This is a genomic window from Pantoea sp. ME81 (genome assembly GCF_903970985.1).
GTDB classification, from domain to species: Bacteria; Pseudomonadota; Gammaproteobacteria; order Enterobacterales; family Enterobacteriaceae; genus Pantoea; species Pantoea communis.
This window is the reverse complement of the sequence record NZ_CAJCKS010000025.1, coordinates 12,421-38,513: the sequence shown is the minus strand read 5'-3', so window position 1 is coordinate 38,513 and position 26,093 is coordinate 12,421. Positions and strand designations below refer to the sequence as shown.

At 53.5% G+C, this 26,093-nt stretch carries 25 protein-coding genes and 1 pseudogene; 19 read left to right on the top strand and 7 right to left on the bottom strand.

Features of this window, described 5'->3' with window-relative positions:
• The first annotated feature begins 94 nt into the window (after positions 1 to 94).
• On the top strand, positions 95 to 1,930 hold the full coding sequence (locus H7A81_RS07030) for a methyl-accepting chemotaxis protein (RefSeq protein WP_182057087.1): 1,836 nt from the start codon (positions 95 to 97) through the stop codon (positions 1,928 to 1,930).
• A 40-nt stretch (positions 1,931 to 1,970) separates the two neighbouring features.
• On the opposite strand, the gene H7A81_RS07025 is transcribed toward H7A81_RS07030, so the two are convergent.
• Entirely contained in the window at positions 1,971 to 3,233 is a 1,263-nt protein-coding gene (locus H7A81_RS07025; protein ID WP_182057086.1) for an MFS transporter, read from the bottom strand.
• 275 nt (positions 3,234 to 3,508) lie between these two features.
• On the opposite strand from H7A81_RS07025, the gene H7A81_RS07020 reads away from it, so the two are divergent.
• Positions 3,509 to 4,594, top strand: coding sequence for a diguanylate cyclase (locus tag H7A81_RS07020; RefSeq protein WP_166935300.1), 1,086 nt, complete (start codon positions 3,509 to 3,511; stop codon positions 4,592 to 4,594).
• Here H7A81_RS07020 and H7A81_RS07015 read toward each other — a convergent pair whose 3' ends face one another.
• Complete coding sequence (locus H7A81_RS07015; RefSeq protein WP_034822428.1) at positions 4,595 to 5,053, bottom strand: OsmC family protein; 459 nt, start codon at positions 5,051 to 5,053, stop codon at positions 4,595 to 4,597.
• 72 nt (positions 5,054 to 5,125) lie between these two features.
• Positions 5,126 to 5,785, bottom strand: coding sequence for a helix-turn-helix domain-containing protein (locus tag H7A81_RS07010; protein WP_034822430.1), 660 nt, complete (start codon positions 5,783 to 5,785; stop codon positions 5,126 to 5,128).
• Positions 5,786 to 5,918: 133 nt separating this feature from the next.
• On the opposite strand from H7A81_RS07010, the gene H7A81_RS07005 reads away from it, so the two are divergent.
• The 9 genes from H7A81_RS07005 to H7A81_RS06965 all read left to right on the top strand — a co-directional run bounded on the left by H7A81_RS07005 (position 5,919) and on the right by H7A81_RS06965 (position 14,538).
• Entirely contained in the window at positions 5,919 to 6,836 is a 918-nt protein-coding gene (locus tag H7A81_RS07005; RefSeq protein ID WP_160833158.1) for a carbon-nitrogen hydrolase family protein, read from the top strand.
• Entirely contained in the window at positions 6,829 to 7,611 is a 783-nt protein-coding gene (locus H7A81_RS07000; protein ID WP_034822435.1) for an ABC transporter ATP-binding protein, read from the top strand. The genes H7A81_RS07005 and H7A81_RS07000 overlap by 8 nt, the downstream gene beginning before the upstream one ends.
• Before the next feature lie 12 nt (positions 7,612 to 7,623).
• The gene (locus tag H7A81_RS06995) at positions 7,624 to 8,466 is read left to right on the top strand and encodes an ABC transporter permease (protein WP_034822437.1); all 843 of its coding nucleotides are present in this window, start codon (positions 7,624 to 7,626) and stop codon (positions 8,464 to 8,466) included.
• A 2-nt stretch (positions 8,467 to 8,468) separates the two neighbouring features.
• Positions 8,469 to 9,476: an ABC transporter substrate-binding protein gene (locus H7A81_RS06990; RefSeq protein ID WP_034822438.1), complete on the top strand. Its 1,008-nt coding sequence runs from the start codon at positions 8,469 to 8,471 to the stop codon at positions 9,474 to 9,476.
• Between the two features lie 66 nt (positions 9,477 to 9,542).
• Entirely contained in the window at positions 9,543 to 9,746 is a 204-nt protein-coding gene (locus tag H7A81_RS06985; RefSeq protein ID WP_034822440.1) for a hypothetical protein, read from the top strand.
• The gene (locus tag H7A81_RS06980; RefSeq protein WP_182057085.1) at positions 9,739 to 11,109 is read left to right on the top strand and encodes an amidase; all 1,371 of its coding nucleotides are present in this window, start codon (positions 9,739 to 9,741) and stop codon (positions 11,107 to 11,109) included. The genes H7A81_RS06985 and H7A81_RS06980 overlap by 8 nt, the downstream gene beginning before the upstream one ends.
• Before the next feature lie 5 nt (positions 11,110 to 11,114).
• Positions 11,115 to 11,981, top strand: coding sequence for a DMT family transporter (locus H7A81_RS06975; RefSeq protein WP_182057094.1), 867 nt, complete (start codon positions 11,115 to 11,117; stop codon positions 11,979 to 11,981).
• Between the two features lie 446 nt (positions 11,982 to 12,427).
• Positions 12,428 to 13,663 carry a polysaccharide biosynthesis C-terminal domain-containing protein gene (locus H7A81_RS06970; RefSeq protein WP_182057084.1) on the top strand — a complete coding sequence of 412 codons (1,236 nt, stop codon included), beginning with the start codon at positions 12,428 to 12,430 and terminating at the stop codon, positions 13,661 to 13,663.
• 5 nt (positions 13,664 to 13,668) lie between these two features.
• The gene (locus H7A81_RS06965) at positions 13,669 to 14,538 is read left to right on the top strand and encodes an ATP-grasp fold amidoligase family protein (RefSeq protein ID WP_182057083.1); all 870 of its coding nucleotides are present in this window, start codon (positions 13,669 to 13,671) and stop codon (positions 14,536 to 14,538) included.
• A gap of 107 nt (positions 14,539 to 14,645) precedes the next feature.
• Here the strand turns inward: H7A81_RS06965 and H7A81_RS06960 are convergent.
• A pseudogene (locus H7A81_RS06960) lies at positions 14,646 to 14,771 on the bottom strand (Fic family protein); the annotation flags it as partial.
• A 410-nt stretch (positions 14,772 to 15,181) separates the two neighbouring features.
• On the opposite strand from H7A81_RS06960, the gene H7A81_RS06955 reads away from it, so the two are divergent.
• The 5 genes from H7A81_RS06955 (at position 15,182) to H7A81_RS06935 (ending at position 18,364) form a co-directional block, all read left to right on the top strand.
• The gene (locus H7A81_RS06955) at positions 15,182 to 15,895 is read left to right on the top strand and encodes a response regulator (RefSeq protein WP_370529941.1); all 714 of its coding nucleotides are present in this window, start codon (positions 15,182 to 15,184) and stop codon (positions 15,893 to 15,895) included.
• Between the two features lie 155 nt (positions 15,896 to 16,050).
• Positions 16,051 to 16,572 (top strand): autotransporter outer membrane beta-barrel domain-containing protein, encoded by a 522-nt coding sequence (locus H7A81_RS06950; protein WP_182057081.1) that lies wholly within the window; start codon positions 16,051 to 16,053, stop codon positions 16,570 to 16,572.
• A 175-nt stretch (positions 16,573 to 16,747) separates the two neighbouring features.
• The gene (locus H7A81_RS06945; protein WP_182057080.1) at positions 16,748 to 17,371 is read left to right on the top strand and encodes a response regulator transcription factor; all 624 of its coding nucleotides are present in this window, start codon (positions 16,748 to 16,750) and stop codon (positions 17,369 to 17,371) included.
• 226 nt (positions 17,372 to 17,597) lie between these two features.
• Positions 17,598 to 17,819 (top strand): hypothetical protein, encoded by a 222-nt coding sequence (locus H7A81_RS06940; protein ID WP_058960781.1) that lies wholly within the window; start codon positions 17,598 to 17,600, stop codon positions 17,817 to 17,819.
• Positions 17,820 to 17,914: 95 nt separating this feature from the next.
• Positions 17,915 to 18,364: a GNAT family N-acetyltransferase gene (locus tag H7A81_RS06935; protein ID WP_182057079.1), complete on the top strand. Its 450-nt coding sequence runs from the start codon at positions 17,915 to 17,917 to the stop codon at positions 18,362 to 18,364.
• Between the two features lie 7 nt (positions 18,365 to 18,371).
• On the opposite strand, the gene H7A81_RS06930 is transcribed toward H7A81_RS06935, so the two are convergent.
• Positions 18,372 to 18,980: a TetR/AcrR family transcriptional regulator gene (locus tag H7A81_RS06930; RefSeq protein ID WP_182057078.1), complete on the bottom strand. Its 609-nt coding sequence runs from the start codon at positions 18,978 to 18,980 to the stop codon at positions 18,372 to 18,374.
• 190 nt (positions 18,981 to 19,170) lie between these two features.
• On the opposite strand from H7A81_RS06930, the gene H7A81_RS06925 reads away from it, so the two are divergent.
• Positions 19,171 to 20,376, top strand: a complete 1,206-nt coding sequence (locus H7A81_RS06925) for an MFS transporter (RefSeq protein ID WP_182057077.1) — start codon at positions 19,171 to 19,173, stop codon at positions 20,374 to 20,376.
• A 93-nt stretch (positions 20,377 to 20,469) separates the two neighbouring features.
• Here the strand turns inward: H7A81_RS06925 and H7A81_RS06920 are convergent, their stop codons facing one another.
• Complete coding sequence (locus H7A81_RS06920) at positions 20,470 to 21,393, bottom strand: LysR family transcriptional regulator (protein ID WP_182057076.1); 924 nt, start codon at positions 21,391 to 21,393, stop codon at positions 20,470 to 20,472.
• Between the two features lie 110 nt (positions 21,394 to 21,503).
• Here H7A81_RS06920 and H7A81_RS06915 point away from each other — a divergent pair, with 110 nt between their 5' ends.
• Both H7A81_RS06915 and H7A81_RS06910 read left to right on the top strand, forming a co-directional pair.
• The gene (locus H7A81_RS06915) at positions 21,504 to 22,643 is read left to right on the top strand and encodes a M20 family metallopeptidase (protein WP_182057075.1); all 1,140 of its coding nucleotides are present in this window, start codon (positions 21,504 to 21,506) and stop codon (positions 22,641 to 22,643) included.
• Positions 22,630 to 24,030 (top strand): YfcC family protein, encoded by a 1,401-nt coding sequence (locus H7A81_RS06910; RefSeq protein WP_182057074.1) that lies wholly within the window; start codon positions 22,630 to 22,632, stop codon positions 24,028 to 24,030. The genes H7A81_RS06915 and H7A81_RS06910 overlap by 14 nt, the downstream gene beginning before the upstream one ends.
• 65 nt (positions 24,031 to 24,095) lie before the next feature.
• Here H7A81_RS06910 and H7A81_RS06905 read toward each other — a convergent pair whose 3' ends face one another.
• A complete protein-coding gene (locus tag H7A81_RS06905) occupies positions 24,096 to 26,087 on the bottom strand; it encodes a hydantoinase B/oxoprolinase family protein (protein WP_182057073.1) in 1,992 nt (663 codons plus the stop codon).
• Positions 26,088 to 26,093: the final 6 nt, after the last annotated feature.

Genomic DNA, 26,093 nt, shown 5'->3' with positions numbered 1-26,093 from the left:
GTTTTTTTGTGATCTCCGCGATAAACAAATCCCGCTTCGCTCCGATAACTCCCTTACCAGAATTTACAAAAACAACATTCGCAGGAGAGGGAACATGGGGCTGGTATCCCGTTTACGTAATGTACGCATCACCCGAAAATTGTCAGCAGGATTTGGCATTGTGTTGCTGTTAGTGGCATTAGCCACCGGCATCAGCGTGCAGCGTTTCAATGCGATTCATGACATCTATCAGAAAACCAATCTGATCTATGACATCAATATCGAGGTGTTCCAGGCCAAAATTAACCGCCTCAAATACCTTTATGGTGATGATAAATCCGGCAAGGTGATGGCCGACTATGTCACTCATGCACAGCAGCTGAATCGCGAGGCTAAACAACTCTCCTGGTCAGATAACGCGCGTCCTCTGGTGGATGAACTCGATACCCATCTCGCCAGTTTCCAGAACAGCATCGGGGCGATGACGCAAGCCACCCAGCAACTGAACAGTCTGCGTGCACAGCTTGATTCCCTGAGCCAGCAAGACATGACTTCGCGCTACACGCAGTTGATTCGCACGCCAGTGGCCAATCCAGAACTGACCAATCAGATCTATGAGCAGCTCTTCGCCATCAGCAACGTGCGTGAAGAAGCCTGGGCGCTGCGCTTCAATGTCTCCGATACCCTGCGCAATACCTTGCAAACCCATTTCCAGCAGGCCGATCAGGGTATGAAAGCCTTGTTGGCTCAGCTGCCACCGGAACAGCAGGGCGAATTTACCGCGCTGTGGCAGGATACCGAACGCTTTAAAGATCTCAGCCTGCAAGCGGCGGACAGCTATGGTCAGCTGCGTGCGTCAGAAGACACGGTAAAAGTCGCGGGTGATAAGAGCAGTGCGGCGATCAAAAAGATCATTGCCATCGTCAAGGAGCGCAATGATGAACTGGCGAACGGTTCAGCAACGCTATCCCTGTTGATTGGGGGGCTGGCGATTCTGTTTGGCGTACTGGTAGCGTGGTACATCATCCGTCAGATTACGCGTCCGGTATTCCACAATCTTGAGCTGGCGGAGCGCATTGCCAGCGGCGATTTAAGCTCGCAGTTTACCACCGATCGTCATGATGAACTCGGCAAGCTGACCTCGGCGATGGGGCGGATGAACGACCGTCTGCGCAGTATGATTGGCGATGTGTTGCATAGCGTCAGCAGCGTTTCGCAAGCTGCTAGCGAGATCAATCAGGGGAACCTCGATTTGTCATCACGTACCGAGCAGCAGGCGGCGGCGGTGGTGGAAACGGCTGCCAGCATGGAGCAGTTAACGGCTACCGTTAAAAATAACGCCGAGAACGCGCGGCAGGCCAGCCAGATTGCCGCAGAAGCTTCACACAATGCGAATCAGGGCGGTAAAGCGGTGCGCGATGTGGTCAGCACCATGGGGGAAATCTCCGACAGCTCGAAGAAAATCGCCGACATTACTGCCGTCATTAACAGCATCGCTTTCCAGACCAATATTCTGGCATTGAACGCGGCGGTCGAAGCGGCCCGAGCCGGTGAGCAGGGGCGCGGTTTTGCCGTGGTCGCCAGTGAAGTGCGCAACCTGGCACAGCGTAGCGCCGGTGCAGCGAAAGACATCGAACAGTTGATCAGTGAGTCGGTGAGCCGCATCAGCAACGGGCATCAGCAGGTAGCGCGTGCTGGCGAAACCATGGATCAGATTCTCGGCAGCATTGCGCGCGTGAATGAGATCATGGAGGAAATTTCTGCTGCTTCCGATGAGCAGAGCCGTGGCATTGAGCAAATTGCTCGCGCGGTAGGTGAACTTGATACCACTACCCAGCAAAACGCCACGCTGGTTAGCGCATCCTCGCATTCGGCAAACTCGCTGGAAGAACAAGCGATGATGCTGGAGCGATTGGTCGCGCAGTTCCGCTTGCAGGGGGCGGGGCGTTAAGTTTGTTCAAGGATGGGGCGGCCTGATGGCCGCCTTCTTTTTATAACGGCCTGCGGTGATCGTCTTTATTCAACGTCCACAGCGCGGCAAAGCTCACCAGCGCTGTGCCCATCACATACCAGGCCGGAATATCCGCATTACCGGTCTGTTTCATCAAACCGGTAATAATCAGTCCCGCACAGCCAGAAAACAGCGCATTCGACAGCGAGTAGGCTAACCCAAGCCCGGTGTAGCGCACGCGCGTCGGGAACATCTCCGCCAGCATCGCGGGCCCCGGCCCTGCAAGCATGCCGACCAATGCCCCGGCCACAAACACCACCGCCGCTTTGATCAGCAAGCCGTTTAGTGGGTCCTGCAATACTTTCAGCAGCGGGAATGCCAGCACCAGCAACAAGAAGGTCGCCAGTAACATCACTGTGCGTCGTCCTACGCGATCGCTCAGGATACCGGCAGGCAGGATAGTCGCCGCAAAGCCGAGATTCGAGATCACCGCAATCAGCAGCGCCTGATTGAAGCCGGTATGCAGCGCTGCCTGCAAATAGGTGGGCATGATCACCAGATAGGTATAGCCCGCTGCGGACCACACCATCAGTCGTCCGATCCCCAGCACAATGGCGCGTACAGTGGCACTGACCGACGCGCTTTCTGCATTTGTTGCTTGCTCAAACTGTGGAGACTCTTCTAAGCCCGACCGTAGCCAAAGTGCGATAGCGCCTAGTGGCAGTGCGAGCAGAAACGGGATGCGCCAGCCCCAGGCTATCATCGCTGCGTCTCCGATGAGCAACGGCAAAACCGCCACCACGGCCACGCCCGCCAGTAATCCAAACGCTACGGTCAGAGACTGCCATGCTCCGTAAAAGCCGCGTTTGCCCGGAGGCGCAAATTCCGTCATCAGTGAAACTGCGCCGCCGTACTCTCCCCCGGCAAACAACCCTTGCAGGATGTGTAACGCGGTAATCAGCAGCGGTGCAGCAACGCCAATGGAGGCATAAACCGGCACCAGACCGATCGCAGCGGTCGCGAGCGTCATCAATATCAACACAGCGATCAATACCGGCTTGCGTCCATAACGATCGCCCAGCCTGCCGAACACCACCGCGCCTAAAGGACGGAAAAAGAAGGCCACGGCAAATGCCGCATAGGTCAGGATGAGACTGGTGAGGGCACTTTCGCCCTCAAGCTGGAAGAAGTTTTTAGCCATCAGCGTGGCCATAAAACCGTAAACGGCGAATTCATACCACTCAATAAAATTGCCGACGGATCCGGCAATGAGCACGCGCTTGTGTGCCGCAGAAAGAGACATGACGTTTTCCTATCAACAGGGGGCAGTGAACATCCTGCGTTCAAGCTGCTGATGTGACAACCGCTGGCGCTAATCAGCTGCTGAAAATCGCTGTGGGTTCAAAGTTTTAATGTGGAAGGGCGCTATTCCATGCTGATGTTTGCCGGACTTTTCAGCATAACGAAGGGTTTTTGCACTATTGCCTCAGCACAAGGTAAATATTCTTAAAATAAACCGCTCCGCTCGCGGTTTTTCCCGTTAAACTGCTTTTCTTGTCGATCAGATTTTTCCAGTGAATGAATTATTACTCACCTGATGATAGCCATCTGAAGCGGCGTTCACAGCGCTTCGTTCGTCGTATGTTTATCATGCGCCAGCTTGGCACAATTTTATGTTTCTTCCCGATTCTCTCGGTATTGATGGAGATGGATCGCGGTCTGGCGTTCAGCGCCCTGTTATTTACCAATGCATTTATCTGGCCGTGGGTGGCTTATCGCCGGGCATTGCGTGCCGAAGACTCCACCGGCACCGAACGGCATAACTTAACGCTGGACGCGGCATTTGGCGGTATTTGGGTAGCGCTGATGGCGCTTAGCCCATTGCCGTCATTTATCATTATGGCGGTGCTGGCCTCGGATCGTTATGCGGCAGGAGGCGCAGCGCAGTTAATCGCTGCCATGCAGGCTTTCCTCTGCGCTTTCGTTATGGTCTGGCTGGTGGATGGCGCGGGTGTCAATCTAACATTCAGTCAGCAAACCGTCTGGCTGACATTGCCGTTGGCAACCTGCTATATGCTGGTATTGAGCGTGACGTCCTACAATTTGACCTGGCAATTGCGTAAACGAAACCGTGAACTGGAGCGTATTGCGTTAATGGACCCTGGTCTGGAGATCCCTAACCGGCGTCTGTTTGAACGTCGTCTGGAGAGCGAATTCCTGAGTACGCGTCGTGGCGACAGCGCGGGCTATCTGCTGCTGATGGATCTTGATTACTTCAAGTCGGTGAATGATACCTGGGGCCACGAAGCCGGGGATTTTTTACTGGCAGAGATTTCGGCACTGCTTCGTAATCATGTGGGATTGCAGGATATTCCCGCACGTTTCGGCGGTGATGAGCTGGGCGTGATCGTGCACCATGCGACCGATGAGACGGTGGTCGCGTTGGCAAATCACTTAAAGGAAAAAATCGCCCAGGTACGCCTGCCAGCGTCGGCAGAGTTTCGCTGTTCGGTGAGTATCGGCATTGCTTCAGCCGCCAACGCCGAGTCCTTGCGCCATTGGTTACGCCATGCAGATGAAGCGTTATACGAGGTAAAACGCGCCGGACGAAATGGTGTGCGGCTGTGGGTCCCGCCGCAACCACCGTTGGCCGGCGCCGCCTGATCAGGCAAACGTCGGTTCGCAATTCACCGGGAAGTTGAGTGAATTGGCCACATAACAGGCCTCATGTGCCTGATGATGTAACTCACGCGCGCGATCCGCATCTGCCGGATCGCGCAGCGTAATGCGCGGTTTCAGCGTGATTTGCGTGAAACGACCCCGAGCGCCTTCCACCATGGTGCCTTCCGCGGCATCCTCATAAGCTTCCACCACAATTCCCGCGTCCGCGCACAGGTGCAAATACCACAGTTTGTGACAGGCGGAGGCTGAAGCCAGCAATAACTCTTCAGGATTCCAGCGCGTGGCATCGCCACGAAATGCCGGATCGGCGCTCAAAGGCATCATGGGTTTGCCGTCTGCCAGCATCTCACTGTTACGATCGTAAGCGGTGTAAGAGGAGGTGCCGGTGCCGCGATTGCCGGTCCAGCGGACCGTGACCTGATAGTGATGTTCCCGTGCCATAGCTGAAGTTCCTTTTGTGGGGTAATCGGCGGTCAGTTTACTGTGTTTGCTGGCGTGGCGGGAAGGCTCTGATCAGCCACCGCGCGTCAAATCCTCAATATCCAGCGTTTCAGTCTGACAAATGGAGATCAGGCTGGCGGCTTCATCACTTAGCCGTACAAAGGTATGGCGCATCGTACTGTCGATGTAAGCGCTGTCACCTTGTGCCAGCCGCAGCGGTGCATAGAGTTGCGTATGCAACATCACTTCGCCTGACAAAACATAAATGAACTCTTCACCGGCATGTTGGGACCAGGCTTCCGGCGGCGGCAACTCGCGCGTCTCAATTCCCATCACCACCGGAATCATCCCTTTCACCAGCAGTTCAGCGGCATGCACTTCATAACGAAAATAGGGGTTGGTAAAGGCCAATCCTTTACCGGCCAGTGTGTAAGTGCGGCGGCCCTGAATGGCGGTGCTCGCCACCGAAGGCAGGGGCAACTCTTCGGCGAACAGTTCGGCCAGAGAGTAATCAAACGCGCTGGCAATCTTGGCAATGGTATCGAATGAAGCGGATACCTGACCTTTTTCAATCTTCGAAAGTGTCGAAATCGACACGCCACTCAACTCGGCGACCTGCTCCAGCGTCAATTCTCGCGCCTGACGTATCGTTTTGATTCGCAGTCCAAAATCTTGTTCGCCGGTTAAGGCGGCGCCCAGCCCGGAGGCTTCATGCTGTCGGGTGGTTTTCATTGGCAATGATTCTTCTGCTAAGTGAACTGGACAGTTAATTTCTCACATATGATAAAAATTATCACATAAGAAAATTGTATTGGTCTAAATGTGAGCAGAGTAGCAGTTTAAATGAAAACTTCTGGGAGCTGCTATGAACATAACCACCATCGCCAGCATTACGCTGCCCGCGTTTTACGATAAAGCCCGCAACCTCAACAACCTGCTGAGTTGGATGGAACAGGCAGCACAGGAAGGTGCCGACCTGGTGGTATTCCCGGAGCAGGTTTTACAAGGCTATCTGCCGGATACGCTCAACTGGAACGGTGAAGCGGTGGCGTGGCAAATGGCGCAAGCCGAAGTGGTGACCGAAGGTGAGAGCGTGCAGGCCATGCAAAAGCTCGCCACGCAACTGGGCTTGCATGTGGTTTTCGGCATGACCGAGCGCCATCCTGAACGTGCCGAAGTACTGTTTAACAGTGCGGTGCTATTGGGGCCAGACGGTTTGCTCGGCGTGTATCGCAAAGTGCATCAGCCGGGCGATGAGAAGCACGTCTACTATCCCGGCAGCGATTTTCCGGTGTTCAGCACGCCAATTGGTCGTATTGGTATGTTGATCTGCTACGACAAAGTGTTCCCGGAAAGCACTCGCGAGCTGGCGCTGAAAGGCGCGGACATCATGATTATGCCCACCGCATGGGGCTATGCCGGGGACGGCAGTGCAGGCGATGCCGATCCCATGGTGGATAGCTACACGCTGTTTGGCCGTGTGCGCGCACTGGAAAATCAATGCTGGATGATCGAATCCAATCTGTGCGGCCAGCACGGCAATCTTCACTATCACGGCCACAGCCGCATTATCGATCCGCTGGGAAATATCGTGGCTGACAGTGGCACCACGGAAGGCATGGCGATTGCCCGCGTCGAGGTGCAGTCCGCCATCCTGCGCGCCCGCAGCAGCGACTATCTCGGCTATCACTTCCTGAAAGATTACGTTCCGGTGCAGGCCCCGCCTTCGCCGTTGACGGTTCACAATCGCCACGCGCGACCTTTGGGGGAAAACCATGAGTAAAGTTCTGGAAGCCGCTGGCATCCACAAAAGCTATCCCACGCCGGAGGGTGAGGTGACGGTGCTGCGCAACCTCAACTTCCATGCCAATCGCAATGAATTCGTCTCATTTGTCGGGCCCAGCGGCTGCGGCAAATCGACGCTGTTCAACATCATCACCGGGCTGCTAATGCCCGACAGCGGCAGCATTTTGCTGAAGAATCGCGAAACCACCGGCACGCCGTCACCGGAACTCGGTTATGTGCTGCAAAAAGACCTGCTGTTCCCGTGGCGTACGGTAATCGACAACGTGATCCTCGGTCTGGAAGTGCGCGGCATGCCCAAAGCACAGGCGCGAGCCAAAGCACGTGAACTGTTCGAACTCTACAAAATGACCGGTTACGAGCAGAAGTATCCGTCGCAGCTTTCCGGCGGCATGAAACAGCGTGTGGCATTGATGCGCACCATGGTCACCAACCCGGAAATCATCCTGATGGATGAGGCTTATAAGGCGCTGGACTACCCGCTTAAAATCTCGCTGGAAAGTGAATTGCTGAGTGTGGTGAAAGAGCAGCACAAGACGGTGATCTTCATTACGCATGATATCGAAGAGGCGGTCACGCTGTCAGATCGTGTTTACGTGATGAAAGCGCGCCCCGGTGAAATTGTGCAGGAGATTGAGGTCGATCTCGGCACGGATAGCCTGTCGATACCCGAACGCCGCCTGTCGCCGCGTTTCAATGAGTATTACGAGCATATCTGGCGCAGCATCGGCATTCAGCCTGAGCCGGTTAACTAACGAGAGGACGACATGACAATGAACTCAGTGTCTACACGCCCTACGGTTGCGGCGACGGCAAATCGCAGTTCGCGAGAAACCTTTTTCCGCTCAGCTAACGCACGTCGCTACACGCTGCTGTTCTTACAGGTGGCGATTGTGGTGCTGCTGTTGGGAGGGTGGGAGCTCGGTGTGCGCAGTGGCAACATCAACGCCTTCCTGTTCTCCAGCCCCTCGCAGGTATGGGAGGTGCTGGTCCAGCGCTTTCAGTCCGGTGAAATGGTGACTGATGTGCGCGTCACCGCCGTTGAAACCCTGGTGGGGTTTGCCGTGGGCGCGATTGGCGGCTCTATCCTGGGGTTGCTGCTGTGGTACTCGCGCTTTATCTCTGACCTTGCCGCGCCGTTTATCGCCGCGATTGGCTCAATTCCGGTGCTGGCGATTGCGCCGATGACCATCATCTGGTTCGGCACGGAGATGCTTTCCAAAGTGGTGATTGTGGCGTTTTCCTGCGTGGTGGTGTCCCTGACCACCTCTTATAAAGGCGCGATGCGCACCGATCCCGATCTCATCAACCTCCTGCGATCCTTCAACGCCGGACGCGGCACCATTTTCTTCAAGCTGGTGGTGCCATCCGCGATGTTGTGGGTGCTGTCGGGCTTACGGCTTAACGTTGGCTTCGCACTGGTCGGTGCCATCGTCGGTGAATACATCTCTTCAGATAGCGGCGTGGGTCACATGATCCTGCTGGGGAGTTCCAATTTCGGTATGAACATTGTGCTGGCTGGCATCGTGCTGGTCATGCTGATGATGCTGTGTTTCAACGCGCTGGTGGCATTTATTGAACGCCTCATTCTCTCCTGGGACAGGAAATAATCATGAAAAAATTCCGTTTAGCTACGATCTCTGCCGCAGTTTGTCTGGCTTCTCTGGTGAGTGCGCACGCGGCTGACACGCCAGTGCGCATCAACCAGGCGTTTCAATCGCTGCTCTATCTGCCGTTGTATGTGGCACAAGAGCAGGGCTTTTTTAAACAGCAGGGCGTTGATGTGAAAATCAGCACCGGTGGCGGCGGGGCGCAATCCTGGGCGGCGGTGATTGGCGGCTCGGCAGATTTCTCGATTCAGGATCCGGTGTTTGTGCCGAAAACCCGTGAAAACGGCGGCAAAGGGGTGGTGGTGGCCGGGGTACAGAACGCGCCAACCATCTTCATCTTCGGCAAAGAAGCGGCTTCTTTGCAGGACAATTTGTCACTGCTCGCGGGCAAACGTGTGGTGACCAGCCCGCAACCGGATACCACCTGGGCGTTTATGAGTTATCTGATCAAACAGAACAACCTTAAAGACGTGAAGCTGGTGCATGTGGCGATTGGCAATGAGATCCCGGCGGTGGCGGCAGGTCGCGCAGATTACGCGTTAGCGGCGGAGCCACAGGTCACCATGGCCGAAAAGCAAAACGGCTTGCATGTGGCTTATTCGTTCTCAGCCGCGCAATCCTGGTATCCGTTTGCCTTCTCTAGCCTGACGACCACACAACAATATATTGATAAGAATCCACAGGCCGCGCAGGCCGTCGTGACCGCCTTTGAACAGGCCTCACGCTTTATCTACAAGCATCCGGCTGAGTCGGTGACCATTGCACGTAAATACTTCCCGGCGTTGCCCGAGGAGGTGGTGAAAACCGCAGTGCAGCGTGAAATCGATGCCAAAGGTTATCCGGAGAACGTGCTGGTGTCGCAGAAGGCCTGGGATAACAACATGAACATCGCGCTGTATGCCAAAAACATCAAAGCCTATCCCTCTGAAGCCACGTCATATCAGAACAACGTGAACACGACGCTGGCGACTAAGGCCAAAGAAGCGGTCGATGCGATGGGTGATAAATAAGCCATCACCGACTGTCGCCAGATTACGGGCGTACCACTGTGCGCCCGCATTAAAAGAGGAATGATTATGGATGCACTGACACTTCGACTGGCATTGATACAGCGCCATTGCGCGGCTGATGCGGTTGAGCTGGAACACCTGCTTACCGATTGTGAAGCGCGTGCGGCGGGCGTGAGTGCCTTTGCTGCACAACATTTTGCGCCAACGCTGCTGCCGGCAAACGCCTGGGTTTCCGCTTTGCAGCCGCCGCTGGAGTTGCCTCATGAGTGAGTTAATCGATGCCTCAATGCTGACGCTGGCACAGCAGTTGCGCATGCGGCAGACCAGCGTGCCAGAGCTGGTCGAAGCCTGTCTGGCGCGTGAGGAAATCACACGCGATCTCAATGCTTTCAATGAGGTCTATGTGTCTCAGGTCCGTCAGACGGCCAAAGCCAGCCAACGTTTACTGGAACAGGGTTACGATCTGGGCCCGTTGCATGGCATGCCGATTGCCATTAAAGCCAATATCGATTTGGCCGGTGAGGAGATGCACGCGGGCAGTCAGATACTCAGCGGCAATATCGCCCAGCGTGATGCGGTGGTCGTGCAGCGTCTGAAGCAGGCGGGTGCGTTAATCATCGGCAGCACCAATATGCATGAGTTCGCCTGGGGCGGCACCACCAACAATCCGCACTACGGTGCCAGCAGCAATCCCTGGGATGATGCCCGCATTCCTGCCGGTTCCAGCGGCGGTTCGGGTGTCGCCGCCTCGGTGCGCAGTGCGCTGGCAACGCTCGGAACCGATACCGGTGGATCGATCCGTTTACCGGCGTCGATGAACGGGATCACGGGGTTACGTCCGGGCGTGGGGCGACTCTCCACTGAAGGCATTTTTCCTCTCGCCACCAGCCTCGATACCGTTGGGCCACTGGCACGTTATGCCGAAGAGTGTGAGGTGCTGTTTAACGTGCTCGACGGCAAAACACAGCCGCTGACAGCATTACCGGAACTGGCCGGATTGCGTATTGGCTTGCTGCCGGATGTGCATCAGCAGGTGCAGCCTGATGTCGCGACTGCCTATGATCAAATGGTGCAGTGGTTGAGTGCGGCGGGCGCGCGTTGCCAGACGCTGAGTTTGACCGGGCTTGAGCAGGCGGTGAACGCGCTGGTGCTAATCAACCTTGCGGAACCGGCTTCATTGCACGCCGCCTGGCTTGCTGACCGTCCGCAAGAATACGGTGCGGATGTGCGTAAGCTGCTGCAAGCGGGACTCGCCATTACCGCAGTGGAGTATCTGCAGGCACAACGTTTCCGCACCGGTTTACGCCAGCAGTTGTTGCAGCATTTGAATCAGGTGGATGTGATTCTGGTGCCGACGCTGCCATTTACCGCACCGCATAAAGGACTGGAAGCGATTCAAATGGGAGACCGCGAAGAGAGCGTGTTGACCGGCAACATGCGTTACAACGCGCTGGCAAGTCTGTCAGCACTGCCCGCTATCAGTCTGCCGGCCGGGTTTGATCATGCAGGGATGCCCATTGGCATGCAGCTCATCGGACGTGATGGCGCTGAGCGCAAACTGCTCGCTTTCGCGCGTCGATTCCAGCAGGAGCACGATTATCATCTGCAAACGCCAACCCGGCTACGTGCGTGAAACCCATTCCGCTGCGCGACCTGTTAATCCTGCTGCTGGCGGTCAACGGCTGGGCTTTTAACGTTATCGCCATGAAGTTTGGCCTGATGGAACTGCCGCCGCTGTTCATGCTGACGCTGCGTTTTGTGCTGGTGGCGGCCCTGCTGCTGCCGTTTCATCGCCTGACGTGGCGTCAGCTACCTGGCATGATGCTGCTGGGATTCACCTTTGGCTTTGTGCATTTCGGGTTAATGGTGATTGGCATGCAAACCACCGATGCGGGCACCACCGCCGTGTTTATCCAGATGGGCACGCCGATCGCCATGCTGCTGGCAGCATTCTGGCTCAAAGAGCGGCTGCGCTATCAGCAAATCGGCGGCGTAGTGGTGGCGTTTTTGGGCGTGATGATTCTTGCGGGCAGTCCGGCGCTGTCGCACTGGCAAAGCATTATGTGGTTATTGATGAGCGCCTGTGGTTGGGCATGCAGCACGGTGCTGATCAAGCGTTTGCCGCCGATTGCACCGCTGGCGATGACGGGCTGGCTGTCACTGTTTGCCATTCCACTGGTGGGGGTGAGTTCGCTACTCACCGAGCAGCACCAGTTCACTTTGCTACTCGCAGCGGGTTGGCGCGGTTGGCTCGGGGTCATCTACAGCGCGCTGGGTTCGTCCATCCTCGCTTATTCATTGTGGTACGGCCTGCTGAAACGCTATCCCGCCAGCCAGATTCTGCCCTGGTCACTGCTCAGCCCGGCGCTGGCATTACTGATGGGCGTGGCAATTCTGCATGAATCGCTGGATCACAGCAAAGTGATCGGCACGCTGCTGATTGTAGGAGGGATATTGCTGGCAGTGGTACGAGGCACAGTCATGAAGAAGAGGGTGGTCGTGTAATTGGGATTTTTCAGCCGGAATGCTGAGAACTCTTTATGTAAGAGGGTTATATCGGCATATCACTCAAACCTGCTATGCGGCATGTAAGGCGCGCACGTCGGCTCAAAACCGCGAGTTAATTCCCCTATCTTCCTGATTATTACTCTCCTATTTAATTAACTCCCTCAATACAACGCTTTATTAAGTCTGGCACTAATATTTATAAATGACTGCTATTAATCTGATTCGAACAGAAAACCCTTCACTATTTTTGTGTAAACAGTCACAGTATCGACCAATTAAAATGAAAGCGTAAAGTAAAGAGAGAATATGAAGGTTATTTGACTATATAACCTTTGGAAAAATAAATATACCAGTAATGCATATAAACCCCGTTGCTTTTGAGCGTAGAACATCATTCAAGCATAAACAACTGCAACTCAACATAAGTGTATGTGAGACGTGACATGTATTCTAACGCGATATGGATCATGCTGGAGAAGTCAGTCAATATCATCGGGCTGATATATATCAATTCGTTAATGGCTAAATACATTGGCCCGGATAATTTTGGCAAGATAAACATCGCCACCTCTCTGTTTATCTTTGTACAGACGTTGTCATGGTTTGGTGGCCAGAATATTATTTTTAAACGCATGAGTGAGAGAGCCCGTTCAGGTATCTCTTTGGCGATGCACACGCAGAATCAGAGGCGTTTTTTCTTTCTCATCTCCTCAAGTGCAGTACTCACGTATCTCTACTTCTTTACGGATCTCACGGTCTTTATCTTTGGCGTTGCCAACTGCATCGCGACGTATTACATCGTGATGGACTTCTTTTCGATCTATAACAACACTCAATTAAAATCAAAGATCAATACGATTACCAATGTCATCGGATTGTCTTTGGCACTGATGGCTAGATTCTACATATCACACTTTGAACTGCCGATTTACTATTTCACGATACCTATCATCATTATCCCTCTGATCCCTTATGTCATGCGCCTTGTGTACTTTAGGCAGACCACAGTAGTCAATGAAAGTAGTAAAGGTGTTATGATGTATAACCGCCATATGTTGTATACCGGCGGGGCCTTAATCCTGTCGAGTATATCAGCGGATATCTACACGCAGATTTCGAGTATTTTCCTGGCTAAAATGATCTCTTACTCAAATCTGGGAATCTATAGCGTTGCATTAACCATAGGAGGCGCCTGGTCATTTATCGTATTGGCATTAATAACGAGTTTCTTCTCAAAGATTTACAATGAAAAGAATCAACCTGCTGTTGATGAATTACTAAGTAAAATCAACAGGATTGTTATACTGCTGTCTCTTGTTGTGCTAGGTGGGTTCTATCTGTTTGGTGATGACTTTATCCATCTGCTTTATGGCAATAAGTACATGGGTTCAGTGGAAATCATACCTATCATCATTATTGGCACGATGTTCTCGTCACTGGGAACGATCTGTTACCGGTATATGATCAAAGAGTCAGGATACAACTACCTGGCTAAGAAAATGTTTTTATGTTGTGTATTAACCGTGCCATTTTCCTGGCTCATGATTCGCACCTTTGGGATTAATGGCGCTGCATACTGTTTTTTGATTGTCGAAATTTTGTCTTGCACTCTTCTGAATTATTTTTTCAAGAATAGAACAATCATCAAAATGCACCTCAACATTTTTAAAATGAGATAATTTCAATGAGAATGATAAAACACACAGTTAAGTCAGCTCTAAAAATTAGCGCTAATATTTCACCAGAGTTCTGTGCTAAAGCTCACTACTATATAAAATTCAAGAAAAAACTTAACTTATCAAACCCCACGAATTTCAATGAAAAAATTCAGTGGCTTAAGTTTAATGAGTTCAATAATGAGATTTACACGCAGTGTGCAGATAAATTCAAGGTCAGAGAATATATTATATCCAAAGGCTGCGGTGAAATTCTCAATGAACTTTATGGCGTCTATGATAATCCGCAGGACATTGACTATGCTGCACTACCGGAAAGATTTGCCCTGAAGTGCAATCACGGCGCAGGCTACAACATCATTTGTAGTGATAAATCCGCGTTAGATGTTGAAAAAACCAACAAGCAGCTGGGTAAGTGGTTAAGTGAGGATTTCTCATCACATTTTATTGAGCCTCAATACCGCAAGATCGAGAGAAAGATTCTCTGTGAAAAATTCATCGAGAATGAACGTGGTGGTTTTCCAGACGACTATAAGTTTTACTGCTTTAACGGCAAACCTTACGCGGTCATGGTTTGTGTCGGCCGAGAAAAAGGCACGCCGAAATTCTATTACTTTGACATGAACTGGAATCCGCTTCCCTTTGAGGACACGGTGAAGTTGATTAATAAGTATGACCTGCCAGAGATGCCCGATGGCTTTGTGAAAATGAAGCAGTATGCAATGAAACTGGCGACGGATTTTAAATTTGTGCGCGCTGATTTCTATCTTCTCAATGGTGAGGTCATTTTTGGCGAACTGACATTTACACCTTCAGCGGGACTGGATGTGTCACTTCAGGAAGCGGATGCCATTTTGGGAGGGCAGCTGAGGTTGTGATTGGTGTGCATGGAGCGCCCCAGACAGAGTAAAGTTAACTCTCGCAGTTGATAAATAGCGGTTCGGGGATTGAGGGCGGCATAATGAAGCACTCAATCCCTTTTCATTTATTGATTCAGTTCCTGCAACAGGCGTGTATTCATGTACAGCTTCTCGCGCCCATAACTTTTCTCTTCTAATACGCTGATTCCCACAAGCTGTTTCAAATAAGCGGGTGCCGTTTGACGTTTAGCGGTAGCCAGTCGCTGTACTGCATGGTAACAATCCAAAAAACTATTTGGTGAGGCACCATAGGGGTCCCATTGATGCTGTTTGTCCTGCATTAACGCCAATAACCCGTTCTCAATTTCCGTTTGCTGAAGTAGAGGCTGATCGGAATGTAACACCACGGCCTGACCGCGCAGCTAGGGCAAGGAGGCGGCAACGGTACGGTTATTCTCCAGAGCGGGACGCCAGATGGCCAGCATGTCGATGTCACCCTGATGTAACGCCTGTCAGAGAAGTTTGATGGCACTACTATTTGCCATGGCTGTGTAAGTAAATCCCTACCGTTTAATCAGTAACTGTTGACTCAGAATGGTCTCACCTTGCGTTTCGATCAGCACGCAATAAAACGTATTTTGTTGTTTATTCTGGCTGACTGATGAGGTTGACATTGATGATTCGTTACGCGGGTGAAAAAATAACGGTAGTATTACTGGATGACCACCCGATGATTCGATTATCACTGGAAATGGCAGCCAGCCACTATCCCGATATGCAGATCACCGGCAGCTTTTCCCATAGCCACGAACTCTTATCATGGTTGCAAAAGAACGCTGCTGATGTGCTGGTGCTGGATTATATTTTGGGTGGCGATGAGCTTGATGGTTTGTCGTTAATAAAACAGATCTTATCACGCCATCCAACATTAAAGATTTTACTCTCGTCCTCCATGGAAAGCCTGGCGGTAATACGTGCCGCCTTTATGAGTGGAATCAAAGGCTATATTTCTAAACGTGAAGAGGCGCAGACGTATTTTGAAGCCATCCGTGTGATTGACAGAGGGCTGCGCTTTATTCCAGATAACATTGAAAGTGAATTAAGCAAAATACCGGTGCGAAAGCGCGATGGCGCGGTATTAGATGGGCCGCTGTATCACGCCAACGGCGAGAAGCTTTCGCGACTGGATACGCTGTTATCGCCGCGTGAAGTGGAAGTGATCCGTTGTTTCCTTGATGGCATGCAGGTAATTGAGATCGCAGAAAAATTAAAACGCAGCCGTAAAACCATCAGCGGGCACAAGCAATCGGGGATGAAAAAACTGGGGCTGACCACCGATTTAGAATTGTTTAAATACCGCGACCATCTTTTCTAACATTCAATTTTTTATTCCAATTCAGCAGAGACTGGATGGTTTTACGTCAATCAGGAAGTATACACCTTATGAACACCTTGGGCGCGTCACCTTTAAAGGTGTACCGCCGCAAAACAAAGGTGAGAATCAAGTGCGTATGTCAAAGCAGTGGCAATGTGTTACAGGGCAACAGCAATGACTTAGCCGCAGTCACCGCCAGCCATGACTCGGTACTCACCGGTAACCACCGCACTGACACCACCAGCCGCATCGCACTGGCATTGAACAGTGGTTCCTCGCTTGCAGGTACGATGACCGGTTTAGACAGCTTCAGTATTGATGGCAGCGGTGGCGGGTTAGTTGAGGCGTCGGCACAGTTGAGCACGCTGTGGACGAAGAGTGATAGTTTGGCTGCCCGTAGCGGTTCGGCTCGCTCGCAACAAGTTGCGCTGCACGGCGTCGTGGGCAAGTCACTGACCTTATCCCAGGGGGCGCAGTCAACGCCGTGGGTACGGTTATCAGCGATTCAGAAGCTGGAAAACAACAATCGCATGACCCTTAACGATCAGCGTTTCAGCAATGATCTGGCCGGTACGCGCGCAGAGATGACATGGCGGATGCCTGCTCAGCTTCAACCTGATCTACAGCTTTATACCGAAGCAGCTACCAGCAAAGCACGGCATATGAACAGCCCTTAGAATGCGGCTTTCGGTGTGCGCTGGAGCTGGTAATCACCGATATCCGGCGGCATCTTGTCGCCGGAATTTTACTCAACAGATAAGTACTCTCCTACAGCCGATACAGCGTTCGCGGGCTAAGGTGATAAGCATGCAAGGACGTTTATTCATCCTCTGAAAGGAACATCAGAACGCCATGGAAACCGCCATTATTATCAATGACCACCCAGACCATTGCCGCGAACGCGTGATGGCGCTTAAAAACAGCGGCATCGCCGTCTTGGCTGACTGCTTGCCTGAGGTTGAAGCGCTGGATCAGGTTCAACGACGGTGTCCGGACTTGCTGGTGGTCAATCTCATCAACAACATCGAAGGGTTAACGCTGCTGTCCGCATTTCGCGCACTCAGTGGTGCCATGAAAATTTTGGTGATAGCGACACCGCACAGTGGGCACTTCGCGCAGCGTTGTCTGGACGCGGGCGCCGATGGCTATGTCATCGCCTCGGATCAACTCAGCGAATTCAAAGAGGCGGTGCGCATGGTAATGCGCGGCTACAGTTTCGCCCCAGCGCAGGATTTTCCGACGGCAGCCCATCGTCGCTATGGCGCCAGTGATGAGCAACGCTTACGCATGCTCTCCGCGCGCGAAATGACGGTGTTGATTTTGCTGGCAAAAGGCATGGGCAATAAACAGATTGGTGCGCAACTGTCGCTCAGTGAAAAAACCGTCAGCACCTATAAACATCGCCTCAAATTAAAGTTGAACATCACCTCCGCAGTGGAACTCATTGACTTCGCGCGGCGCTATCATCTGCTGTAGCATCACTCACAGTCTTAATCAGAGCCCTTCCAGGCATCGAACAGCATGTCGATGTGCCGTGTGTGATTGATGAATGGGTGATTGACGAAACCCCATTGCAGCACCCAATCAACAACCATTCATCAACAGCCCTCAATCAGTGGTGCGCCTCAGCGAATAGTGCACGAATTCAAACAAAATTTTCGGTAACGTACTCAGCTTCATCCCTTTTCGGAACCACAGTTGTATGAAAAATCTGTCAAAGCTGGTTATCACTTTAGGCCTGTTTTTAGCTGTTAGCGCTCAGGCGGAAGCGCAAGGATGCCTGAAAGGCGCGATGATTGGTGCCGCAGCGGGGCATGTTGCGCACCATGCCGTGATGGGCGCGGTAGGGGGCTGTGTCGTGGGTCATCACATGGCGAGTAAGAAGCAAAAGGAAGCTGAGGCCAAACAGCAGCAACAAAAGTAATTGGCAGATAAGCGCTTCCGGTTTAACGTGCTGACTGCAGATTAATCCGGAGGCGATGAGCATCATCGCCGCACATCAGGAATAGATCCCCCATTATGATCACTATCGAGTCCGCTGACCCCCTCGCCCCTGAATCCCAACGTCTGATTGAAAAACTCTCTACAGAGTTGGCGGCCATCACCGGGAACAACGGAAAGAGCCACTTTAATGCTGAAGCCTTGAATGAAAGACGCTCCATCTGGGTGTTAGCAAAAGATCAGCAAGGGAGAGCGGTAGGATGTGCTTCACTGCGGCCGCTATCGCATGACATCGCAGAACTAAAACGCATGTATTCGGATCGCAGCGTATACGGCGTGGGGGCGGCGCTGTTAGAACATTTGCAGCGGTGGGCCGTGAGTGTAGGCTTCGAAAAAATTCAGCTTTCAACACGCGCCATCAACACTCGCGCCGTGAATTTTTATCTTAAACACGGCTTTAAGCAGATTGAAAACTACAGCCCGTATGTTGGTCGCACCGAATCCGTTTGTTTAAGCAGAACACTCTGATCTCACCTTATCTATTCGCATCCCACATCCACATCATCTGCTTAATCGCCTGGTTAAGTTCCTCAATGCTGGCGCCGTCGCGTGCCTGAATCGATAAACCAAACATAAAAGTGCTGAAAGATGCCGCCAGCGCGCTGACATCAACGTTCGGCCGCAACTCGCCCGCGGCAACGGCACGCGCGATCGCGGCGGCGATTCCGGCTCGGGTACGATTGCGCGAGCGTGTCAGCGGTTCGGTCACGGCGGCATGTTCGGCAGAGGTGGCGCTCATGGCACCAAGCCCAACCATACATCCGGTGGGATGGCCTGGCTCGCACTGCATTTGCGCTGAGCGTCGCAACGAGGTTTCCACGGCTTCACGTCCCGTCAGGCGGGTATCCCACAGGAATTCCGTTACCTGACCAAAAGTGGAGAGATAGCGATGCACGCACTCACGGAACAACGCCTCTTTCGAACCGAATGCGGCATAAAAACTGGGCGCGGAAATGCCGTTATTGATGCTGGCCTTGAGCTGATTAAGTGAGGTCGATTCGTAACCCTGCTGCCAGAACAGATACATCGCCTGTTCGATCGCCTGGTCTCGATCAAATGTTCTTGGGCGTCCCATCGTCGCCATCGCGTCCTCCTGTTTAATGCGTGCAGTGGATTACTATACTAAACGATACATAACTCGTTGACAAAGCGAACCTGTCTGACTAGTGTATCGATCGTTACATTAATCCAGGCCGCTCTCTTTAACCTTAACAAGGCGACATTGCACGCCTAAATATATACCAATCGATACATAAATGATTTCAGAAGGAATTATGGAAAAAGAACTGGCACTCAACGGGCAAGATACTGCGACAGAACGTCTGCCGATATCGGCTCTACTGGCGCTGGCGATGACGGGCTTTATTTGCATCATCACCGAAACCTTGCCCGCCGGGCTATTGCCGCAAATGGCGGCGGGACTGAACATCTCTAACGCGCTGGCGGGGCAGACGGTCACGGCTTATGCGCTGGGCTCGCTGATCGCCGCAATTCCATTGACCATCGCGACACAGAGTTGGCGGCGCAGAAATGTATTGCTGCTGGCTATCGCCGGGTTCCTGATTTTCAATTCTATTACGGCGCTGTCCGCAAACTACTGGCTCACGCTAACGGCACGTTTTTTGGCTGGCGTAGCAGCGGGATTGTCATGGAGTCTGCTGGCGGGCTATGCCCGCAGGATGGTGGCGATTCACCAGCAGGGCAAAGCGATGGCCATAGCCATGGTGGGCACGCCTATCGCCTTGTCACTGGGCTTGCCGCTCGGCACCTGGCTGGGTGGCCTGCTGGGTTGGCGCAGCGCCTTCGCGGTTATCTCTGCCTTAACCCTTGTGCTGGTGGTATGGGTGCTGACCAAAGTGCCTGATTATCCGGGGCAATCGCGCCATGAACGCATGCCGCTGTTAAAGGTGCTCACCACGCCAGGTGTGAGACCCGTGCTCAGTGTGGTGATCGCCTGGATGCTGGCTCACAACATTCTCTATACCTATATCGCCCCGTTTCTGCAGTTGGCCGGATTGGGTTCACAAGTGGATGTTGTGCTGCTGGTGTTCGGGCTTTCCGCGCTGCTGGCGATTGCTGTGATCGGGCGGCTGATCGATCACCACTTACGCAGCAGCGTGCTGGTGAGTCTGGCGGTTTTTGCCCTGGTTTCATTGGGATTTATGGGCTTTTCGCACATTCCAGCGGCGCTGTATCTCGGTGTTGCCGTGTGGGGATTGACCTTCGGCGGGGCAGCAACCCTGTTGCAAACGGCACTCGCGGATACCGCCGGAGAGGGCGCAGATATCGCACTTTCCATGAACGTGGTGGCGTGGAACGGCGCGATTGCGGCGGGCGGCATCACGGGCGGCATTTTGTTGAATCACTGGGGCGCGCAATCATTCCCACCCGTTTTGCTTGTGCTCTTGATCGTCGCATTCGTTATCGCCTGGCAAGCAAGTGAACACGGATTTAGAGCGGGCGCTCGCACGGGTCATTAATCGTTCGCGCAACATCAGGTTCGCCTATTCGTGCGTTGGCTACGTTATTCGTCGCCAACGCAACCTGGAGCGGCGTTTTCCATGTTAAATCTGTCATGATGTTTCATGTGAACTGCCCTCAAAAAACTGGCACAGCAGCTGCCAAAGGTGCTGTGCCGCTGGAGTAAAGCGGTGGTCGGCGCTGCGTAACAGATGGCATTGGCTCTCGCGGGCGATGCGATGATTGATCGGCACCGCGATCAGATTGCGTGATGCCAGGGCGTCTTCCACCACTTTAGTGGTCATAAAGGCAATGCCCATTCCCGCCTGGCTCAGCGCAATGGCACTGGAAAACAGGTTGCAGCTGTAGGCGGGCGTGAACACCAATCCTTCCTGATTAAACATGACGTTCATATAGCTTTGAATACCAAAGTCTTTGTCCATGCCAATCAGTGGATATTCGGCAAGATCGCTGACATCCACCTGTTGATACAATCCGATGGGGTGATCACGATGCACAATGGCGCAGATGGGGCCGCGCAGGTAACTGTGGCACTTCACGCCTGGCGGGCCAAGGGGGCCAAAACCCACCGCCATATCCACTTCGCCACGAGTGATCAGGCTCACCGTGGTTTGCATATCGCCCGATAAAATATCGATGAACACTTCAGGATAGCTTTGCGAAAAAGGCCGCAAGACATACTTCACCACCTCATCGACCATCCCCTGGCCGACACGCATACGGATCGAGCCGCCGCGTTTATGGCGCAAATCACGCAGACGTCTTTCCAGGTGGCTTCTGCGTTGATGCGTTTGCGCATAATCCTCAGCCAGCAATTTCCCCGCTTCGGTGAGTACCACATTGCGTCCGCGCCGCTCCAGCAGCGGTAGTTGCATATCACGCGCCAGCTGCGAAAGCTGACGACTGATGGCCGCGGGATCCACATCCAGTGCTTCCGCCGCACGACGAATGCCGCCATGGACACCGACTTCATATAAGTATCTTATGGACTTGTCAGGATAGAGCAGCATTGCCATAGGTTTTCATTATCTGTTGTTCTCAGGTCAACAATAATAACGTTTTATACCCATTTTTTAAGCGCAATTTTATCCTCATACTCGGGATTCACTTGGTGAGGACAGAAGTAATGAAAAATATAATAAGTTATTTGCAACAGCATTCAGACGACATTCTCTCAGATATCAAAACCCTGGTGGCAGCAGAGTCACCCTCCATGAACAAGGCAGCGGTGGATCGCTGTGGCAACGTGCTGCAAGCCCTGTTCGCCGAGCGTCTGGGTATTGATGCTGAAATCGATGTACAGGAACACTACGGGAACCACCTCAAGTTCACGCTGGGCTCAGGCGACGATCAAACCGTGGTGCTCGGCCATTTTGACACCGTCTGGGATGAAGGCGAATTGCCGATGGGCGAGGAAGACGGCAAGTTTTATGGTCCTGGCATTCTGGATATGAAAGCGGGCCTGGTGCAGTCGATCTGGGCGGCGCGCGCGTTAAAAGAACACGACTTGCTGGCAGGGAAACGCATTGTTTTCCTCTGTGGCAGTGATGAGGAAGTGGGCAGCCCAAGCTCCAGCGAGTGGCTCTCACGCCATGCGCTGGGATCATCGCAAGTGCTGGTGGTGGAACCCGCCGTGGCTGGCACCGGTGCGCTGAAGGTTGCGCGCAAAGGCACGGGTCAGTATCAAATCGCGATCACCGGCCAGGCCGCGCATGCAGGTAACAACCCTGAAGAAGGTATCAGCGCGGTGCAGGAGATGGCGCATCAGGTGCTGTTCCTGCATGGATTGAATGCACCAGATCGCGGCACCACCGTCAACGTCGGTATTGCGCAGGGCGGTAATCGCATAAATGTGGTGGCGGATAAAGCGGTACTGGGCATCGACACGCGCGTCACCAGCGAAGAGGAAGCCCAGCGCATTCACGCCGAAATCACCCAGATTCAGCCGCACTTACCGGGCATTAAGCTGAAGATTACCGGCGCACAATCACGTCCACCGATGCGCCAGAGCGCAGAGTCTTTGGCGATCATGCAGCGTGCGCAAGCCGTGGCACAACAGATTGGTTTCAGCGTGGAAGGTCAATCGGTGGGCGGCGGCAGCGATGGTAACTTCACTGCAGCGTTGGGTATCCCAACCTTAGATGGATTGGGCGCAACTGGCGCAGGTATTCATGCGCGTCATGAGCACATCATCATTGCCGATATTGCCTCACGTACCGCGCTGGTAGCGGGTCTAATGCTGGGGGAAAACCATGTCGCAGGTTAATGTTGAAAAAAATAGTGCGATGCAGCCCGCAGGCAAAAAGAGTGAGCAGAGCCCTTATCTGCTGCTGTTTATCATCCTGGTGCTGGCAGCGGTCGCCACCTGGATTATTCCGGCGGGTAAGTTTGATCACGAAACCCGCAATGGCGTGACCTTTGCCATTAAAGGCAGTTTGCATGAAGTGGCGCGTACGGGCGTTTATCCCGGCGAGATTTTCATGGCCATCGTACAGGGGGTGATCAAAGCGGCACCGATCATTTTCCTGATTCTGTTCACCGGCGGGCTGCTGGCGGTGATTGAAGCCACCGGCGCGATTGCCACGGCGCTGAATTCGCTGTCACGCAGCACCAAAATCAGCGATACCCGTCTGATCCTGATTTTCGCGGTGATCTTCGCCATCCTCGGCAGTACCGGCGTGGTGCAAAACTCGGTGGTGGCCTTTGTGCCGATTGGTCTGCTGGTGGCACGTTCGTTAGGCTTGCCGCCGGTGATCGGCATGGCGCTGATCTATCTGACCTGCGCGGCAGGCTTCAACGTGGCGTTTCTCGGCCCGGCCACCACCGGTCTGACACAGCATCTGGCGCAGTTGCCGCTGTTCTCGGGCATGTTACTGCGCGGCATTACCAACCTGCTGTTTGTGTTGACGGTGGCGATTTACCTGATTATTACCGTGAAGCGCATGCGCAAAAATGGTCAGGTGCGCGTGGACACTGCGGTGGAAAGCGCTGAACCGCTGGCGATTACCGGCCGTCATAAACTGATTCTGCTGACCTGCGCGGTGACGCTGATTCTGTTTATGGTCGGCACGGTGCAGCTGCATTGGGCCACCAATGAGATGTCGGCGATGTTTATCATCCTGTCGATCATGGTCGGTTTGATTGGTGGCCTTTCCGGTTCTGCTATTGCTAACACCTTCCTGTCCGGCTGCTCTCAGCTGGTCAAAGGTGGTTTTATTGTCGGGATGGCAGGTGCGATTTCGGTGGTGCTGCAGCAGGGCAATATCCTCGATCCGATTGTTGGCTTCCTGTCAGACTTGCTGGCACCGGTTCCGCCTGCGATTGCCGCTGTGGGCATGTTTATCAGCGCCGCACTGATGCACTTCGGCATTTCATCCGGTTCGGGCGAGTCAGCGTTGTTGATCCCGATTTTCTCCCCGCTGGGCGATAACCTGGGTCTGACACGTCAGGTCACGGTGCAAACCGTGCTGCTGGGCGAAGGGATAGTGAACTCCATCAGTCCGACCTCGGGTGTGCTGATGGCCGCGCTGGCCACGGCCAATATCTCGTTTGGCAATTGGCTTAAATTCGTGGCACCGGTCGTTGCCATCTGGTTTGCGATTTGCGTGGTGACGTTGCTGATTGGTGTGGCGATCAACTGGGGTCCGTTCTAACCCAGTGAAAATGAGAAGGGATGCTGACGATAGCATCCCTTTTTTATAGCTTCTTCAGGGCAACGTTACGCCTGCAGGAAATCCCGGAACTCCTCACTCAATTCGTCAAAGAGTTGATAGATTACCTGACCACCCTGAGCGGTTTGCCCCCGGGCTTCCGCAGCGGCAAGCGCATCAAACAGGCGATGTTTGATATGAAAACGCCATATGACCGGCACGCGAGATAAGATATCAGTCAATGCCCGATAGCGCTCCGGCGTCCAGCTTTGCTCAAAGCGAGTACGCCATGGGCCAAAGTCAAAATGTGCCACGCTGGCGGCTGTCGCAGAGCGTTGATTGCGTTTCATCTGCGTGGCTTCCACATCCAGCTCACCCTCGCGGATCACCACAGCATAATCCTGCTCGGCACGCGCCGAAGAAACGTAGCCGCTTTTCACGTCTGATAGCACCTGCTGGGGATCACGCTCCAGCGGTGAACCATATCCGCCGCCACCGGCCCCGGTTAATCGAATCACATCTCCTGCCTGGCAACGGATCACATCGCTGTTGCCGAGCATTTCAGGTGCTTCACTCTCCGGGTTTTTCACAAAAATGGCATTGCTGCCCGCTTTCCCGCCAAGGACACCCCAGGAAGCGAAATGGGTGCGATCGCGATTGCGCGCCGTGACGGTGGTATCAGGTGCAAACACCTGAAACTCCATCATTAGCCCGGAACCACCGCGATATTTTCCTGCACCGCCGGAGTCGGGTACCAGACAATAGCGGGTGATACGAATCGGCACTTCCGCTTCGTTAATCTCCACTGGCGTATTGCGCAGAAATGCCACGTTAGCGCCCGATCCTTCTTCTCCGTCACCGAACGGCATGCCGCCCGCCCCGCCGCCCACCGGGCCGATGGAAGCAATCACCGGGCGACCCGAGGTGTTGGTGGTTTTCACGTTCAGAATCGCCAGTCCACAGGCCGCGCAGGCAGGCAAACGATCAGGGATCGCTTGTGAAAATGCGCCAAAGGTCAATACATGCGTTAACTTACAGGTCAGACTGCGCATGCCGACGGCAGCCGGGTAAACGGCATTCATCACGCTGCCTTCGGGCAGCACACATTCGACGACGCGATCCAGCCCCGCGTTGAGCAAAATATCGGGATTCAGGGTATAGAGCACATAGTGATAGCCGACCAGCGCCAGCGCGTGACGCGTCATGCCGCCGGTCGGCATATTCAATGATGAAAGCAATTGCGGATCGCTGCCGGTGTAATCAAGGATGGCGCGGCCGCCGCGAATTTTCAGCGTCATCGCCACGCGCATCGGTTTGCCGTTCACGCTGTCTTCGTCAGCGTATTCCGCAAAGAAATAATCGCCATCCGGCACGCTCTCGAGGATGCGTTGTGCCTGCTGCGCCGCATAATCGAGCAGGGCCACCATACCTTGCTGAAAATCTTCCACACCAAAATGCGCGATCATCTCCAGCACGCGTTTTTCGCCATTGGCCAGCATCGCCAGTTGGGCATGCAGGTCACCCATATTCTGTTCCGGCGCACGCACATTGGTTTTGATTAACGTGAGCAACGCTTCATCCAGCACGCCTTCACGCACGATCTTAGTCGGGGGGATACGTATTCCTTCCTGATGGATCTCTGTCAGCGTGCGCGACAGCGAGGCGGGCACGGCCCCGCCCACATCGGTGTTATGAATATGACCACCAACAAAACACACCAGCTTGCCTTGCCAGAACACCGGTTTCCACATCACCATATCCGGGCTGTGTGTCGCAACGTTACCGCTGTAAGCATCGTTAGTCATCGCCACATCGCCGGGGCGATAGTCCTCGATCATGCCGAGTACCGGCCCGTAATCGAGACCGATATACCAGGTGGCACCTAAGGTTTTCGGCGAAGCAAATGCCAGACCTTCGGGGGTGAGCAGGGCGCATGAGAAGTCTTCCGTCTCTTTGACAAAAGTCGAATGCGCGGTGCGCACCAGTGTATGGGCCATGCTTTCTGCTGCCGCCACACAGTAGTTAGCCAGAATCTGCAGACCTGAAGTATCAAAAGCCATATCGCG

Excerpts from the sequence above, each read along its gene's own strand:
- H7A81_RS07030 (WP_182057087.1), top strand. The coding sequence starts at position 95 with ATGGGGCTGGTATCCCGTTTACGTAATGTACGCATCACCCGAAAATTG.
- H7A81_RS07025 (WP_182057086.1), bottom strand. The coding sequence starts at position 3,233 with ATGTCTCTTTCTGCGGCACACAAGCGCGTGCTCATTGCCGGATCCGTC.
- H7A81_RS07020 (WP_166935300.1), top strand. The coding sequence starts at position 3,509 with ATGAATTATTACTCACCTGATGATAGCCATCTGAAGCGGCGTTCACAG.
- H7A81_RS07015 (WP_034822428.1), bottom strand. The coding sequence starts at position 5,053 with ATGGCACGGGAACATCACTATCAGGTCACGGTCCGCTGGACCGGCAAT.
- H7A81_RS07010 (WP_034822430.1), bottom strand. The coding sequence starts at position 5,785 with ATGAAAACCACCCGACAGCATGAAGCCTCCGGGCTGGGCGCCGCCTTA.
- H7A81_RS07005 (WP_160833158.1), top strand. The coding sequence starts at position 5,919 with ATGAACATAACCACCATCGCCAGCATTACGCTGCCCGCGTTTTACGAT.
- H7A81_RS07000 (WP_034822435.1), top strand. The coding sequence starts at position 6,829 with ATGAGTAAAGTTCTGGAAGCCGCTGGCATCCACAAAAGCTATCCCACG.
- H7A81_RS06995 (WP_034822437.1), top strand. The coding sequence starts at position 7,624 with ATGACAATGAACTCAGTGTCTACACGCCCTACGGTTGCGGCGACGGCA.
- H7A81_RS06990 (WP_034822438.1), top strand. The coding sequence starts at position 8,469 with ATGAAAAAATTCCGTTTAGCTACGATCTCTGCCGCAGTTTGTCTGGCT.
- H7A81_RS06985 (WP_034822440.1), top strand. The coding sequence starts at position 9,543 with ATGGATGCACTGACACTTCGACTGGCATTGATACAGCGCCATTGCGCG.
- H7A81_RS06980 (WP_182057085.1), top strand. The coding sequence starts at position 9,739 with ATGAGTGAGTTAATCGATGCCTCAATGCTGACGCTGGCACAGCAGTTG.
- H7A81_RS06970 (WP_182057084.1), top strand. The coding sequence starts at position 12,428 with ATGTATTCTAACGCGATATGGATCATGCTGGAGAAGTCAGTCAATATC.
- H7A81_RS06965 (WP_182057083.1), top strand. The coding sequence starts at position 13,669 with ATGAGAATGATAAAACACACAGTTAAGTCAGCTCTAAAAATTAGCGCT.
- H7A81_RS06955 (WP_370529941.1), top strand. The coding sequence starts at position 15,182 with ATGAGGTTGACATTGATGATTCGTTACGCGGGTGAAAAAATAACGGTA.
- H7A81_RS06945 (WP_182057080.1), top strand. The coding sequence starts at position 16,748 with ATGGAAACCGCCATTATTATCAATGACCACCCAGACCATTGCCGCGAA.
- H7A81_RS06940 (WP_058960781.1), top strand. The coding sequence starts at position 17,598 with ATGAAAAATCTGTCAAAGCTGGTTATCACTTTAGGCCTGTTTTTAGCT.
- H7A81_RS06935 (WP_182057079.1), top strand. The coding sequence starts at position 17,915 with ATGATCACTATCGAGTCCGCTGACCCCCTCGCCCCTGAATCCCAACGT.
- H7A81_RS06930 (WP_182057078.1), bottom strand. The coding sequence starts at position 18,980 with ATGGCGACGATGGGACGCCCAAGAACATTTGATCGAGACCAGGCGATC.
- H7A81_RS06925 (WP_182057077.1), top strand. The coding sequence starts at position 19,171 with ATGGAAAAAGAACTGGCACTCAACGGGCAAGATACTGCGACAGAACGT.
- H7A81_RS06920 (WP_182057076.1), bottom strand. The coding sequence starts at position 21,393 with ATGGCAATGCTGCTCTATCCTGACAAGTCCATAAGATACTTATATGAA.
- H7A81_RS06915 (WP_182057075.1), top strand. The coding sequence starts at position 21,504 with ATGAAAAATATAATAAGTTATTTGCAACAGCATTCAGACGACATTCTC.
- H7A81_RS06910 (WP_182057074.1), top strand. The coding sequence starts at position 22,630 with ATGTCGCAGGTTAATGTTGAAAAAAATAGTGCGATGCAGCCCGCAGGC.
- H7A81_RS06905 (WP_182057073.1), bottom strand. The coding sequence starts at position 26,087 with ATGGCTTTTGATACTTCAGGTCTGCAGATTCTGGCTAACTACTGTGTG.